At 69.7% G+C, this 13,178-nt stretch carries 13 protein-coding genes; 12 read left to right on the top strand and 1 reads right to left on the bottom strand.

From position 1 onward, the window contains the following. Positions 1 to 52: 52 nt before the first annotated feature. Together SNE34_RS09680 and SNE34_RS09675 are read left to right on the top strand one after the other, a co-directional pair. Positions 53 to 769, top strand: a complete 717-nt coding sequence (locus SNE34_RS09680) for a hypothetical protein (protein WP_332616775.1) — start codon at positions 53 to 55, stop codon at positions 767 to 769. A 171-nt stretch (positions 770 to 940) separates the two neighbouring features. Then, the gene (locus SNE34_RS09675; RefSeq protein ID WP_332616774.1) at positions 941 to 1,408 is read left to right on the top strand and encodes an aminoacyl-tRNA deacylase; all 468 of its coding nucleotides are present in this window, start codon (positions 941 to 943) and stop codon (positions 1,406 to 1,408) included. 21 nt (positions 1,409 to 1,429) lie between these two features. On the opposite strand, the gene SNE34_RS09670 is transcribed toward SNE34_RS09675, so the two are convergent. Beyond that, entirely contained in the window at positions 1,430 to 2,362 is a 933-nt protein-coding gene (locus SNE34_RS09670) for a carbohydrate kinase family protein (RefSeq protein WP_332616773.1), read from the bottom strand. Between the two features lie 323 nt (positions 2,363 to 2,685). Here SNE34_RS09670 and SNE34_RS09665 point away from each other — a divergent pair, with 323 nt between their 5' ends. The 10 genes from SNE34_RS09665 to lipB all read left to right on the top strand — a co-directional run bounded on the left by SNE34_RS09665 (position 2,686) and on the right by lipB (position 13,152). Then, positions 2,686 to 3,732 carry a rod shape-determining protein gene (locus tag SNE34_RS09665; protein ID WP_332616772.1) on the top strand — a complete coding sequence of 349 codons (1,047 nt, stop codon included), beginning with the start codon at positions 2,686 to 2,688 and terminating at the stop codon, positions 3,730 to 3,732. Positions 3,733 to 3,808: 76 nt separating this feature from the next. After that, on the top strand, positions 3,809 to 4,873 hold the full coding sequence (mreC, locus tag SNE34_RS09660) for a rod shape-determining protein MreC (protein ID WP_425604497.1): 1,065 nt from the start codon (positions 3,809 to 3,811) through the stop codon (positions 4,871 to 4,873). Then, positions 4,870 to 5,355, top strand: coding sequence for a rod shape-determining protein MreD (gene mreD / locus SNE34_RS09655; protein ID WP_332616771.1), 486 nt, complete (start codon positions 4,870 to 4,872; stop codon positions 5,353 to 5,355). The genes mreC and mreD overlap by 4 nt, the downstream gene beginning before the upstream one ends. Positions 5,356 to 5,358: 3 nt before the next feature. Further along, positions 5,359 to 7,308, top strand: coding sequence for a penicillin-binding protein 2 (mrdA, locus tag SNE34_RS09650; protein ID WP_332616770.1), 1,950 nt, complete (start codon positions 5,359 to 5,361; stop codon positions 7,306 to 7,308). Then, the gene (gene rodA, locus SNE34_RS09645; RefSeq protein WP_332616769.1) at positions 7,305 to 8,423 is read left to right on the top strand and encodes a rod shape-determining protein RodA; all 1,119 of its coding nucleotides are present in this window, start codon (positions 7,305 to 7,307) and stop codon (positions 8,421 to 8,423) included. Before mrdA ends, rodA begins: the two co-directional genes overlap by 4 nt. A 99-nt stretch (positions 8,424 to 8,522) precedes the next feature. Beyond that, entirely contained in the window at positions 8,523 to 9,674 is a 1,152-nt protein-coding gene (gene mltB, locus SNE34_RS09640) for a lytic murein transglycosylase B (RefSeq protein ID WP_332616768.1), read from the top strand. Further along, positions 9,671 to 10,813: a septal ring lytic transglycosylase RlpA family protein gene (locus SNE34_RS09635; protein WP_332616767.1), complete on the top strand. Its 1,143-nt coding sequence runs from the start codon at positions 9,671 to 9,673 to the stop codon at positions 10,811 to 10,813. Before mltB ends, SNE34_RS09635 begins: the two co-directional genes overlap by 4 nt. Before the next feature lie 103 nt (positions 10,814 to 10,916). After that, positions 10,917 to 12,137, top strand: a complete 1,221-nt coding sequence (locus SNE34_RS09630) for a D-alanyl-D-alanine carboxypeptidase family protein (protein WP_332616766.1) — start codon at positions 10,917 to 10,919, stop codon at positions 12,135 to 12,137. 50 nt (positions 12,138 to 12,187) lie between these two features. After that, positions 12,188 to 12,466: a DUF493 family protein gene (locus SNE34_RS09625; protein ID WP_332616765.1), complete on the top strand. Its 279-nt coding sequence runs from the start codon at positions 12,188 to 12,190 to the stop codon at positions 12,464 to 12,466. Beyond that, positions 12,454 to 13,152, top strand: a complete 699-nt coding sequence (gene lipB / locus SNE34_RS09620; protein ID WP_332616764.1) for a lipoyl(octanoyl) transferase LipB — start codon at positions 12,454 to 12,456, stop codon at positions 13,150 to 13,152. Before SNE34_RS09625 ends, lipB begins: the two co-directional genes overlap by 13 nt. The last annotated feature ends 26 nt before the right edge of the window (positions 13,153 to 13,178 follow it).

The raw sequence follows: 13,178 nt of genomic DNA, 5'->3' as shown, positions 1-13,178 counted from the left end.
CGGCTAAAGCCGCTCCTACAATGAGCAAAATCCATTGCCCGAGGAGAGCCCGATGAAGATGCCAACCACGTTGTTGTCCGCCGCGCTGCTGCTGGCCGCCTGCCAGCCCGCGCCCGACCCTGAAGCCGTGCGCGCGCAGCAGGCCGCGGCGCAGGAACAGGCGGCCGAGGCGATGGCCAAGCAGTTCGATGAACAGTTCGCCGCGCAAAACTGGACGCTGGCCAAGGCCCACGGCGACGTGTTGCGCGCCGAGTACCCGGACAGCCAGGCCGCCGCGCGGATCGAGGCCCAGCACGCCGAGGCGAGCGCCAAGGCCGACGCCGCCGCCAACGCGCAGCGGGTCGAGGCGTTGTGGGCCTACCAGAGCGAGCCGGTCGGCGACGAGCAGCAACTGTCGGCGGCGATCTACGCCAGGGCCAACGTCGAGACCGACGGCGCCAGCCCGCGTCCGGTGCGGCTGATCTTCCGCGACCATCCCGAGTGGGGCGACAGCGCCTACCTGACTCTGGAAGCCGGCGACTTCGACTGCTACGGCGGCTGCAAGGTGCAGATCGCGCTCGACGATGCCGCGCCGAAGCCGATGGCCGCGAGCCGCCCCGACACCGACGAGGCGATCGCGATGTTCATCGAGGACGAGGCCGCGCTGTGGAAGCTGGCCAACGACGCCGAGGTGATCGCGATCGAGTTCCCGGTCAAGGTCGGCGGCAGCCGCACCGCGGTGTTCGAAGTCGGCGGACTCGACGCCACCAAGCTGCCCGACTGGAATTGAGCGCACGCGGCGCGCGACCGGCGCGTCGGCGGCGGCCAGCAACCTGAAGCTGCCATCACGTCGCCGCCGCGGCGCGGGTGTATCGTCGGGTCGGCAATCGCATGGACGCGTGCCCGCGTCCACCGATCGCCCCGCCGCGACGGAATCGCCGACGGGACGGGGGAGGCAGCCATGCTTGCTCCACGCCTGCACAACTTTCTCGACGAGCACCACGCGCCGTACGCCACGCTCGCCCACGACCGCGCGATCACCGCCGAGGCCACCGCCCACGCGGCGCGCATCGGCCCCGGCCAGTTCGCCAAGACCGTCATGCTGAAGGTCGACGGCAAACTTGCAATGATGGTGATGCCGGCCGCCTACCGGGTCGACCTGACCCGACTGTCACGCGCGCTCGGCGGTTTCGAGGTCGAGCTGGCCGAAGAGGCCGAGTTCCGCGATGCGTTTCCCGATTGCGAGCTCGGCGCGATGCCGCCGTTCGGGCATCTTTACGACATGCCGGTCTACGTCGACTCGCGACTCGCCCAGGAGCCGGAGATCGCGTTCAACGCCGGCAGCCACACCGACGCGTTGCGGATGTCCTACGCCGAGTTCGAGCGCCTCGCCCAGCCCGAGTTACTGTGGCTGGCGCACGTGATGTGAGGCGCCGATCCCCGCGAGCGGTCAGAGCGCGTAGCCGAACTGCTGCTTGAACTGCTCGGCGAACTCGTCGTGGTCGAAGCGCTGGTTCTGGGTGCCCGGGTGTTCGACCTTGAGCGCGCCCATCAGGTTGCCGATGCGACCGATGGTCATCCAGTCGCAGCCCTTGAGGATGCCGAAGATCAGGCCGGCGCGGAACGCATCGCCGCAGCCGGTCGGGTCGGTGACCCGGCGCTCGTGCGCCGGCGCCACGTCGAAGGTCTTGCCGTCGGCATGGATCACCGCGCCCTGCGGCCCGCGGGTGGTGACGTAGGCCTTGACCTTGCCGGCGATCTCCTTCTCGCTCCAGCCGGTGCGCTGCTGCAGCAGGTTGGACTCGTAGTCGTTGACGGTGACGTAGTCGGACTGCTCGATGAAGGTGCGCAGTTCGTCGCCGTTGAACAGCGGCATCGCCTGCCCCGGATCGAAGATGAAGGGGATGCCGGCGTCGGCGAACTCGCTGGCGTTCTGCAGCATCCCCTCGCGGCCGTCCGGACTGACGATGCCGAAGCTCACGCCGGCCACGTCGCGCACGTGGTTCTCGTAGCTGCGCATCATCGCGCCGGGGTGGAACGCAGTGATCTGGTTGTTGTCCAGGTCGGTGGTGATGAACGCCTGCGGGGTGAACAGCTCGGGGATCTCCTTGACCTGCGCCAGCGGGATCTCCAGCTCCTCGAAGTACTCGCGGTACGGGCCGAAGTCCTGGCCGACGGTCGCCATCGGGATCGGATCGCCGCCGAGCAGTTTGAGGTTGTAGGCGATGTTGCCGGCGCAGCCGCCGAACTCGCGGCGCATCCGCGGCACCAGGAACGAGACGTTCAGGATGTGCACCTTGTCCGGCAGGATGTGGTTCTTGAACTGGTCCTGGAACACCATGATGGTGTCGTAGGCCAGCGAGCCGCAGATCAGGACGGACATGGACGTGGGCACTCCGGTGACGCCGGCCGTGGGGCCGCGTTGGTCTGGTTGGGAGGGAAATCCGCGCACAGGTGTGCAGGCGGATCAGGCTACGAATACGATGCGCCCCCGGGCGCACGGCGGCTAGGGTAGCGGCTGCCCCGGCCGACCACCAGCCGTGCCCGCCCCGGCCCGGGCATCCCGGCCAGTCGTGACGGCGGTCCCAGCGTCTGACGCGGTGCGGCGGAAAACGCCGAAACCGCGTCGTTCCAGCTTGCCCGGCCGGGGGGCGGTTGCTACGCTAGCCGATCGCTCCCGGCAGCCCTTTCGACGGCAATTCGACGATGTTCAAGAAGTTTCGCGGCATGTTCTCCAACGACCTGTCCATCGACCTGGGCACGGCCAACACGCTGATCTACGTGCGCGGGCAGGGCATCGTCCTCAACGAACCGTCGGTGGTCGCGGTGCGCCAGGACCGGCTGATCGGCGGCAACCGCTCGGTCGCCGCGGTCGGCGCCGAGGCCAAGCAGATGCTCGGCCGCACCCCGGGGCACATCACCACGATCCGGCCGATGAAGGACGGCGTCATCGCCGACTTCACCTACACCGAGGAAATGCTCAAGCATTTCATCCGCAAGGTGCACAAATCGCGCTTCCTTCGGCCGAGCCCGCGGGTGCTGGTGTGCGTGCCGTGCGGCTCGACCCAGGTCGAGCGCCGCGCGATCAAGGAATCGGCCGAGGAGGCCGGCGCGCGCGAGGTCTACCTGATCGAGGAGCCGATGGCCGCGGCGATCGGCGCCGGCATGCCGGTGACCGAGGCGCGCGGCTCGATGGTGGTCGACATCGGCGGCGGCACCACCGAGGTCGCGGTGATCGCGCTCAACGGCATCGTCTATTCGGCCTCGGTGCGGATCGGCGGCGATCGTTTCGACGAGTCGATCATCGGCTACGTGCGCCGCACCTACGGGACGTTGATTGGCGAGGCCACGGCCGAGCGGATCAAGCTCGACATCGGTTGCGCCTACCCGCAGGACGAGCCGCGTTCGATCGAGGTCTCCGGCCGCAACCTCGCCGAGGGCGTGCCGAAGATGATCACCCTGCACGCCAACGAGGTGCTCGACGCGCTGCGCGAGCCGCTGTCGGGGATCGTCACCGCGATCCGCCTGGCGCTGGAGCAGACCCCGCCGGAACTGTGCGCCGACGTCGCCGAGCGCGGCATCGTGCTGACCGGCGGCGGCGCGCTGCTGGCCGACCTGGACCGCCTGATCAGCGAGGAGACCGGCCTGCACGTGCAGGTCGCCGACGACCCGCTGACCTGCGTCGCCCGCGGTGGCGGGCGTGCGCTGGAGCTGGTCGACATGCACGGCAACGAGTTCTTCGCGCCGGAGTAGGGTTGCGATCGGGGTCATCCATGGCCCGACGGGCCACCACGCGCCATCTTTTTCGTAGTCACCAGACCCGCCTTTCGTGCCTTCCTACGCCGGTCCCACCACGCCCAACCGCGGCGGCGATGTCGCCGGGACCCTGCGCCTGCTGGCCTACCTGGCACTGGCGGTGGTGCTGGTGGTACTCGACCACCGCGGCGGCTGGCTGAGCCAGGTCCGCGGGCAGGCCTCGCTGCTGGTGCAGCCGTTGTGGACCATCGCCGGCTGGCCCGGGCGGGTCGCCGAGACCCTGTATGACGACGCCGGCACGCTCAGCCAGCTGACCGAAGAGAACGAGCGGCTGCGCAACGAACTGCTGGTCAACAGCGCCCGGATCGCCCGTCTGCAGACCCTGGCCGCCGACAACGCGCGCCTGCGCGAACTGCTCGGCGCGGCCCAGCGCGGCAACCTCGACGTGCAACTGGCGCCGATCCTCGACATCGACCTGGACCCGACCCGCCAGCGGCTGGTGCTGGATTCGGGCAGCAACGACGGCGTGCGCATCGGCCAGAGCGTGATCGATGCCGGCGGCGTGGTCGGCCAGATCATCGCGGTCAAGCCGACCCACGCGATCGTGCTGCTGCTGACCGACCCGTCGCATGCGGTGCCGGTCGCGGTCGCGCGCAGCGGGGTGCGGCTGGTCGCCTATGGCGATGGCCGCACCGACGTGTTGCGGCTGCCGAGCATCCCGCTGTCGAGCGACATCAAGGTCGGCGACAAGCTGGTCACCTCGGGCCTGGGCGGACGCTTCCCCGCCGGCTTCCCGGTCGGCACGATCATCTCGCTGCGCCCCGACGACAGCCGCGCGTTCCTGCTCGGCGAAGTGCGCCCGGCCGCGCAGCTCGACCGCGGCCGCGACGTGCTGTTGCTGCGCACGGTGCCGGCACGGCCGCCGATCGGCATCGCCGAGCCGCTGGCGGTCGACGATCCGGCGATGACCCTGCCGGCCGGCGGCGACAACGCGTCGGCCGTGCCAGCAGGCGGCGATGCCGCGGCCCCGGTCGTCCCGGCCGAGGTCCCCGCCGCGCCGCGCACCGGCGACGTTGATGCCGATGGCGATCCCGACGTCGATGCCGAGCCCGCGCCACCCGCCGAGGCCCGCCGATGAGCCGCCAGCGCCCATCCTGGTTGTTGCCGGCGAGCGTCGTGGTCGCGTTGCTGCTCGGCCTGCTGCCGCTGCCGCCGGATTTGCAGCCGCTGCGGCCGTACTGGCTGGCGCTGGTGGTGGCGTACTGGGTGATCGAGGACCCCGACCGCAGCGGCCTCGGCTTCGCCTTCATCGTCGGGGTCATCGCCGACCTCACCTTCGGCAGCCTGCTCGGCGAACAGGCGCTGCGACTGGTGGTGATGGCCTTCATCCTGCAGCGGTTCCGCGCGCGCCTGCGGTTCTTCCCGATGTCGCAGCAGGCGCTGGCGATCGGCGGCCTGCTGCTCAATGACCGCATCGTGGTCGCCGCGATCCACGTCGCCCTCGGCATCACGCCGGGGCCGGCGCTGTCGTGGCTGGCGCCACTGGTCGGCATGCTGTTGTGGCCGCCGGTGTTCGTGCTGATCGACGCCTTGCGCCTGGGCCACTGGCGGAGGCGTTGAGCGATGCGCCGCTCGCGCCGCCTGCTGAAGAACACCGTCGCCGAAGCCGAGCAGTTCCGCCGCCGCGCCGCGCTGGCATTCCTTGGCGTGGTGCTGGCGCTGGCCGGGCTGTCGCTGTGGTACTTCCGCCTGCAGGTCTGGCAGTACGACGATTACGCGCTGCGTTCGGAGCAGAACCGGGTCAAGCTGCGGCCGGTGGTGCCCGGACGCGGTCTGATCTACGACCGCAAGGGCCGGATCCTGGCCGACAACGTGCCGGCGTTCCGGCTCGAGGTCACGCCCAGCGAGGCGGGTGACCCGAAGGACTGGTTGCCGGCGCTGGCCGGGTTGATCGAGTTGTCGCCCGAGGAGATCGCCGAGTTCCACGAGACCCGCAAGGTCACCCGCGGCTTCAAGCCGATCGCGCTGAAGCTGCGGCTGAGCCCGGAGGAGGTCGCGCGCTTCGCGGTCGATCGTTGGCGCTACCCGGGCGTGGAGGTCGTGTCCTACCTCAACCGGCGCTACCTGCACGGCCCGCTGTTCGCCCACGTGATCGGCTATGTCGCCCGGGTCGATGCCGGCGATGTCGAGGCGATGGGCGAGGACATCGCCAACTTCAGCCATACCGGCAAGACCGGGCTGGAACTTTCCTACGAGCAGGCGCTGCGTGGCGAGATCGGCTTCGAGCGGGTCGAGACCAACGTCGAGGGCCGGCCGATGGGGCTGGTCGGTCGGGTGCCGGCGGTGCCTGGCGCCGACCTCAAGCTGTCGATCGACCTCGACCTGCAACGCGCGATCGTCGCCGCGTTCGGCGACGCCGACGGCTCGGCCGTCGCGATCGACCCGAAGACCGGGCAGGTGCTGGCGATGGTCAGCAAGCCGTCGTACGACACCAACCTGTTCGTCAACGGCATCTCCCACAAGGCCTACAACACGCTGCTCAACGATCCCTCGCGGCCGCTGTACAACCGCAACGTGCTCGGAGGTGGGCCGCCGGGCTCGACGGTCAAGCCCCTTGTCGGCCTGGCCGGGCTCGATAGCGGCCTGCGCGAGGCCGAGGACGAGACCCTGTCGACCGGCGAGTTCCACATCGCCGGCCAGCGCCGCGGTTACCGCGACTCGCATCGCGGCGGCCACGGCTCGGTCGACCTGCGCGAGTCGATCGCGCAATCGGTCAACACGTACTACTACAAGCTCGCCCTGGAAATGGGCATCGAGACGTTCGCCAAGTACATGCACCGCTACGGCTTCGGCGAGCAGACCGGGATCGACCTGGCCGGCGAGAACGAAGGCGTGGTGCCGTCGCGCGACTTCAAGCGCTCGATCAGCAGCGAGCCGTTCTACCCTGGCGAGACCGTGATCGCCGGCATCGGCCAGGGCTACTGGATCGCCACCGCGCTGCAGCTGGTGCGGGCGACGGCGGCGATCGCCAACCATGGCGACATGCACGAGTTGCGGCTGGTGGAGGCCCGCCGCGACGGTTACCGAGAGCCGTGGCGCGAACTGCCCGGCACCGCCAGCGAGCTGATCAGCGACAACCCCGAGCACCTGCAAGCGATCCACGAAGGCATGGTGATGACCGTCAACGGTCCGCGCGGCACCGCGAAGGCCATCGGCGTCGGCGCGCCGTACACGATCGCCGGCAAGACCGGCACCGCGCAGCGTTCGAGCCGCAAGGGCAACATCAGCGCCGATCCGCATTCGCTGCCGTACCACCTGCGCCACACCGCGTTGTTCGTCGGCTATGCACCGGCCGAGGATCCGAAGATCGCGATCGCGGTGGTGGTCGAGCATGGCGGCTATGGCGGCAGCGCCGCCGCACCGATCGCGCGCGCGGCGTTCGATGCCTGGCTGCTCGGCAAGATGCCCGAGGGCATCGAGGACGTGGACGATCCGACCCCGTTGCCGGCACCGGCAACGGATCCGGCGGTGACCACGGCCGCGAGCCCCGTGGCGACGGAGCCGACCCCATGACGATCATCCTGCGCTGGCTGCTGGACCTGCTGTCGCGCTTCCTGCGCACCCTCGACCTGCCGCTGCTCGGCGCCCTGCTGGCGTTGATGGTGATCGGGCTGGCGGTGTTGTACAGCGCGGGCGGCCAGTCGATGTCGCTGGTGATCGCCCAGGGCGCGCGGTTCGGCATCGGCCTGGCGGCGATGTGGGGACTGTCGCGGCTGCCACCCAACCAGCTGCGCAACTGGAGCCCGCTGATCTACGGCGCCTCGTTGCTGCCGTTGCTGCTGGTGCTGGTGCCGGGCATCGGCCAGGGCCGCCACGGGGCCCACTGGATCAACCTGGGCGTGTTCTTCTTCCAACCGTCCGAACTGCTCAAGCTGAGCCTGCCGATGATGGCGGCGTGGTACCTCAATCGCCAGCCGCTGCCGCCGCGGCTGGCGACGGTGCTGGTCGCCGGGGTGCTGATCGGCCTGCCGACCGGGCTGATCCTGCTGCAACCGGATTTCGGCACCGCGATGCTCGTCGGCATCAGCGGCGCGTTCGTGCTGTACCTCGCCGGGCTGCCGTGGTGGTGGTTCGGCGCCGCCTTCGCCGGGGTCGCCGCGGCCGCGCCCGCCGCCTGGTTCTGGATGCTGCGCGACTACCAGAAGGACCGCATTCTGACCTTCCTCAACCCCGAATCCGACCCGCTCGGCGCCGGCTGGAACATCATCCAGAGCAAGATCGCGATCGGCGGCGGCGGCCTGACCGGCAAGGGCTGGGGCGAGGGCACCCAGGCCCACCTGAACTACATCCCCGAACACACCACCGACTTCATCTTCGCCGTGCTCAGCGAGGAGTTCGGCTGGATCGGCGTGGTGGTGACGCTGGCGCTGTACCTGTTCGTGGTCGGCCGTTGCCTGTGGATCGCCGCGAGCGCCCGCGATGGTTACTCGCGCCTGGTCGCCGGTGCCCTCGGCCTGGCGTTCTGCGTCTACGTCGTGGTCAACGGCGGCATGATCGCCGGCCTGCTGCCGGTGGTCGGGGTGCCGATGCCGCTGCTGAGTTATGGCGGCACCTCGGCGGTGTCGCTGCTGGCAGGGCTTGGTGTGGTGATGGCAGTGCGGGCACATCGGCCGGTGCACGGGCACTAGCGACTTCACCACCCTGAACGACAACGCAACCTGACTCGGATTTTCCCATCGCCGCGCACGCGGTTTTGGGCCTCGCACACGCGTGCTAACCTCATTCGAATGACCCCGACCCACGCCAGACGCGCCCTGATTTGTGCGCTCCCGCTCGCGTTGGTGGCCTGCGCCACGCAGACCCCGCCGCCGCCGACCCCGCAGCCCGAAACCCCCGCGGTCACCGAACCGGCGCCCGCGCCGACCCCGCCACCGGTGTCGACCGCGCAGCCGATCGAGGACGCCCGCGCCGAGTTTGTGCGCACCACCGCGGCGCGTTATGACATCGAACCCGAGACCATCGAGTCGGTGCTGGCCCAGGCCGAGATCCGCGACAGCATCGTCAATGCGATGTCGCGCCCGGCCGAAGCCAAGCCGTGGAGCGAGTACCGGCCCATCTTCATCAGCCAGGCCCGGATCGACGGCGGCCGCGCGTTCCTCGCCGAGCACCGCGAGGCGCTGGCGAAAGCCGAGGCCAACACCGGGGTGCCGGCCGAGATCATCGTCGCGATCCTCGGGGTCGAGACCAGCTACGGCGGCAACATGGGCAGCTACCCCGTGGTCGACGCGCTGTACACGCTGGCGTTCGCCTACCCGCGCACCAACGAGCCGGAGAAGATCGCCCGCGAGAACCAGCGCGAGGCGTTCTTCCGCGACGAGCTGGCGCAGGTGTTCGCGCTTGGCAAGGAGAACGACTTCGACATCACCACGCTCAAGGGCAGCTACGCCGGGGCGATGGGCTGGGGCCAGTTCATGCCGTCGAGCTACCGCGACTACGCGGTCGACGGCGATGGCGATGGCAAGGTCGACCTGTTCGACAACCTCGACGACGTGTTCGCCTCGGTCGCCAACTACTTCGTCAAGAAGGGTGGCTGGCAACGCGGCGGCCTGGTGACGGTGCCGGCGGTGCGTACCGACGATGCCGCCGATTTCGATCCCGACGGCCTGGAGCCGCGCTACACGCTGGAGCAGCTGGCCGCGCGGGGTTATCGCCCGGCGGCGCCGCTGACGGCCGAGACCGGCAGCGAACCGCGGCAGGCGACCCTGTTCACCCTCGACGGGGTCAATGGCAAGGAATACTGGCTCGGGTTCCAGAACTTCTACGCGATCACCCGCTACAACAACTCGCGGCATTACGCGATGGCGGTGTACGAGCTGGCCGAGGCGATCGCCGGCCGCGAGATGCCGCTGGCCGCCACTGACGACCCGTCGGGCGCATGAGGCGGCTGCTGGCCGCGACCCTGGTATTGGGCCTGGCGGCCTGCGCCAGCGCCCCCGACAAGCCGGAGCCTGCACCGGCGGCTGCCGACGGCGTCGCGGCGGCTGAGGGCGAACGCAAGGTCTCGCCATACGCGCCTGCCAAGGAAGACCCGAGCAAGCGCGGCAATTACACCGCCGGTGGCCTGTACGCGCCCGGTGTCGCCGACTCGGCGCCGACCGGCGGGATCGACGTCTCGCTGATCCCCGAGCCGGAGATCGTCGCCGAGCCGCGCTCGCGTTACGGCAACCGTTCGACCTACAGCGTGCTGGGCAAGAAGTACCACGTGCTCGACAGTGCCGAGGGTTATGTCGAGGAAGGCCTGGCCTCGTACTACGGCAAGAAGTTCCACGGCCGCCGCACCTCCAACATGGAGGTCTACGACATGTACGCGTTCACCGCCGCGCACAAGTCGCTGCCGCTGCCGAGCTTCGCCCGCGTCACCAACCTCGACAACGGCAAGTCGGTGGTGGTCCGGGTCAACGATCGCGGGCCGTTCCACAAGGGCCGGATCATCGATTTGAGCTACGCCGCGGCGGTCAAGCTCGGCATTACCCGCGCCGGCACCGGCCGGGTCGAGGTGCGCGCGCTGCTGCCGGGCGAGGCTGCGCCGGTGCTCGCCGGTTCCGACGAGGACAGGTCCGACGAAAGCCGGTCCGACGAAAGCCGGTCTCCGGCAGCGGTCGAGACCCGCATCGCGGCCGCCGTTCCGGCCAGCCGCATGGACAGCCTGGTCGCGGCGTTGCCGCTGGACGGCGCCGGTGCCGGCGCGTTGCAGCTGCCGCCGGGCGTGCGCATCGCCACCGGCAAGCCGACCCGGCTGGATGCGGCCACGGCGCCGGCAACACCCGAGACGCCGGCCACGAGCACCGGCGGCATCATCCTGCAGGTCGCCAGCTTCTCCACCCGCGACAACGCCGATCGCGCGCTGGCGAAGCTGCATGGCGCCGGCATCGATGCCGCCCGGCTGCACGACGCCACCGCCAACGGCGAGCAGGTCTGGCGTCTGCGGGTCGGCCCGCTCGATGCCGCCGCGGCGCCGGCGCTGGCCAGCCGCATCGCCGGCCTCGGCCTCGGCACCCCGCAGCGCGTCAGCGAATGAACGTAACGCGCGCCACCGAATTTCCCGGCATCCCCGGTTTCCCGACTTCCTGTTTTCCAGCACCAACAGTTACCGGCCCAGCGCCGGCCCGGAGTTTTGAACGATGAAATACCCAGCTGTCTTCCGCTCGATTGGTCTTGCCGCGCTGACCACCTTCGCGCTTGGCGTCGCCGTCGCCCAGACCCCGGTGCCGCTGCCGACCCCGGGCGCGCAGCCGGCGGCCAGTGACGCGCTGCCGGTGCCGCCGCCGCCGGAAACCGAGGCCGCCGCGTGGATCGTGATGGACGCCGCCAGCGGCAACGTGCTGGCCGGCGAGAACATCGACCAGCCGCTGGAGCCGGCCAGCATCACCAAGGTCATGACCAGCTACGTGATCGCCGCCGAGATGGCCGCCGGCAAGATCAAGGAAGACGACCAGGTGATGATGACCGAGCACGCCTGGCGCACCGGCGGCGCCGGCACCGACGGCAGCTACTCGGGCTTCGAGGTCAACAAGACCGCGCCGCTGATCCAGATGGAGAAGGGCATGGTGGTGCAGTCCGGCAACGACGCCGCGATCGCCCTCGCCCAGCACGTCGCCGGCAGCGTCGATGCGTTCGCTGCGCTGATGAACATGTATGCCGAGCGCATCGGCATGAAGAACAGCCACTTCGTCAACCCGACCGGGCTGCCGGCCGAGGGCCACGTGTCGACCGCGCGCGACCTCGCGCTGCTCGGCCGCGCGCTGATCCACAACTTCCCCAAGGCCTACTCCTACAACAAGATCAAGGAGTTCACGGTCGGCCCGATCACCCAGCCCAACCGCAACGTGCTGCTGTGGCGCGACAAGAGCGTCGACGGCATCAAGACCGGCCACACCTCCGGCGCCGGCTACTGCCTCATGGCCTCGGCCCAGCGCGGCGACCAGCGCCTGATCACGGTGGTGCTCGGCTCGGGCTCCGAGGAGCAACGCGCCGACCAGAGCCAGGCCCTGCTGAACTGGGGCTTCCGCTTCTACGAAACCCACAAGCTGTACGACGCCGGCAAGCAGATCGCCGCGCAGAAGGTCTGGAAGGGCGCGGTCGACCAGGTCCAGCTCGGCGTCGCCGCGCCGTTGCTGGTCACCGTCCCGCGTGGTCGCTACGAGCGCCTGAAGCCGATGATGGACGTGCCCAAGACCCTGGTCGCGCCGATCGAGAAGGGCCAGGAGATCGGCATGGTCAGGGTCATGCTCGACGACAAGGTGGTCGCCCAGCGGCCGCTGGTCGCGCTCAACGCGGTCGAGGAGGGCGGCTTTTTCAAGCGCCTGTGGGACGAGTTCTGGATGTGGTGGGAGTCGGTCTGATCGGCGCCTGACCGCTTGGGTTGGTCGGGTGCCGGACCCATAATTGGTCCATGGAAATCAAATCCGACAATCCCGAGCACGGCTTCCAGTTTCCCGGCGAGTTCCAGCTGAGCGCGCTCGGCCCGGCCGGCGCCGGGCTTGAGAACGACCTGTCGCAGCGGCTGATCGACGCCGGCATCGACGTCAAGACCGAGCAGGTCGAATGGAAACACTCGGCCAACGGCAAGTACGTGTCGGTGCGGATCGCGTTTCGCGCGGCCAGCCGCGAACAGTACGACCTCGCCCACCAGGTGCTGCGTGACCATCCGGAAGTGAAGTGGACGCTGTAACCAGCGCCGCTGCCGCCTCTCCCGTGAAAGCGGCGCTGCCACCGGCGCAGCTGCGCGACCTCGTCCGACAGCCGTACGAGCCGGTCTGGCGCGCGATGCAGGCCTTCACCGACGCCCGCGACGAAGCCACGCCCGACGAGCTGTGGCTGGTCGAGCACGAGCCGGTGTTCACCCTCGGCCAGGCCGGCAAGCCCGAGCACGTGCTCGCCCCGGGCGACATCCCGGTGATCCACGTCGACCGCGGGGGGCAGGTGACCTACCACGGCCCCGGCCAGATCGTGCTGTACCCGCTGCTGGACCTGCGCCGGCTCAAGCTCGGCGTGCGCGAGTACGTGTGCCGGATCGAGCAGTCGATCATCGACACCCTCGGCGACTGGAACATCGAGGCGGTCCGCCGCGAAGGCGCGCCCGGGGTCTACGTCGCCGGCGCCAAGATCGCCGCGCTTGGCATCCGGGTGCGCCGCGGCTGCACCTTCCACGGCCTCGCCTTCAATATCGCGATGGACCTGTCGCCGTTCCTGCGGATCAACCCCTGCGGTTACGAGGGGCTGCGGGTGACCTCGATGGTAGACTTGGGCGGCCCTTCCGGGCTCGACGCGGTCAAGCCGGCGCTGGTCGGACACGTCGCCGCGCAGTTCGGCCTGGACGTCGAGAACGCGCCGCCGCCGAGCCTGCCGACGCCCTGATGCCCCCCTCCTTCCGCAAGCTCTCG

It is taken from the genome of Novilysobacter erysipheiresistens (genome assembly GCF_036663935.1).
Lineage (GTDB): Bacteria > Pseudomonadota > Gammaproteobacteria > Xanthomonadales > Xanthomonadaceae > Novilysobacter > Novilysobacter erysipheiresistens.
This window is presented reverse-complemented; position numbering and strand designations above follow the sequence as displayed.

What these genes read in the sequence shown, in the direction of transcription:
- SNE34_RS09675 (WP_332616774.1), top strand. Translation starts at nt 941, where the DNA reads ATGCTTGCTCCACGCCTGCACAACTTTCTCGACGAGCACCACGCGCCG.
- SNE34_RS09665 (WP_332616772.1), top strand. Translation starts at nt 2,686, where the DNA reads ATGTTCAAGAAGTTTCGCGGCATGTTCTCCAACGACCTGTCCATCGAC.
- SNE34_RS09680 (WP_332616775.1), top strand. Translation starts at nt 53, where the DNA reads ATGAAGATGCCAACCACGTTGTTGTCCGCCGCGCTGCTGCTGGCCGCC.
- SNE34_RS09625 (WP_332616765.1), top strand. Translation starts at nt 12,188, where the DNA reads ATGGAAATCAAATCCGACAATCCCGAGCACGGCTTCCAGTTTCCCGGC.
- mreD (WP_332616771.1), top strand. Translation starts at nt 4,870, where the DNA reads ATGAGCCGCCAGCGCCCATCCTGGTTGTTGCCGGCGAGCGTCGTGGTC.
- rodA (WP_332616769.1), top strand. Translation starts at nt 7,305, where the DNA reads ATGACGATCATCCTGCGCTGGCTGCTGGACCTGCTGTCGCGCTTCCTG.
- mltB (WP_332616768.1), top strand. Translation starts at nt 8,523, where the DNA reads ATGACCCCGACCCACGCCAGACGCGCCCTGATTTGTGCGCTCCCGCTC.
- SNE34_RS09630 (WP_332616766.1), top strand. Translation starts at nt 10,917, where the DNA reads ATGAAATACCCAGCTGTCTTCCGCTCGATTGGTCTTGCCGCGCTGACC.
- SNE34_RS09635 (WP_332616767.1), top strand. Translation starts at nt 9,671, where the DNA reads ATGAGGCGGCTGCTGGCCGCGACCCTGGTATTGGGCCTGGCGGCCTGC.
- mrdA (WP_332616770.1), top strand. Translation starts at nt 5,359, where the DNA reads ATGCGCCGCTCGCGCCGCCTGCTGAAGAACACCGTCGCCGAAGCCGAG.
- SNE34_RS09670 (WP_332616773.1), bottom strand. Translation starts at nt 2,362, where the DNA reads ATGTCCGTCCTGATCTGCGGCTCGCTGGCCTACGACACCATCATGGTG.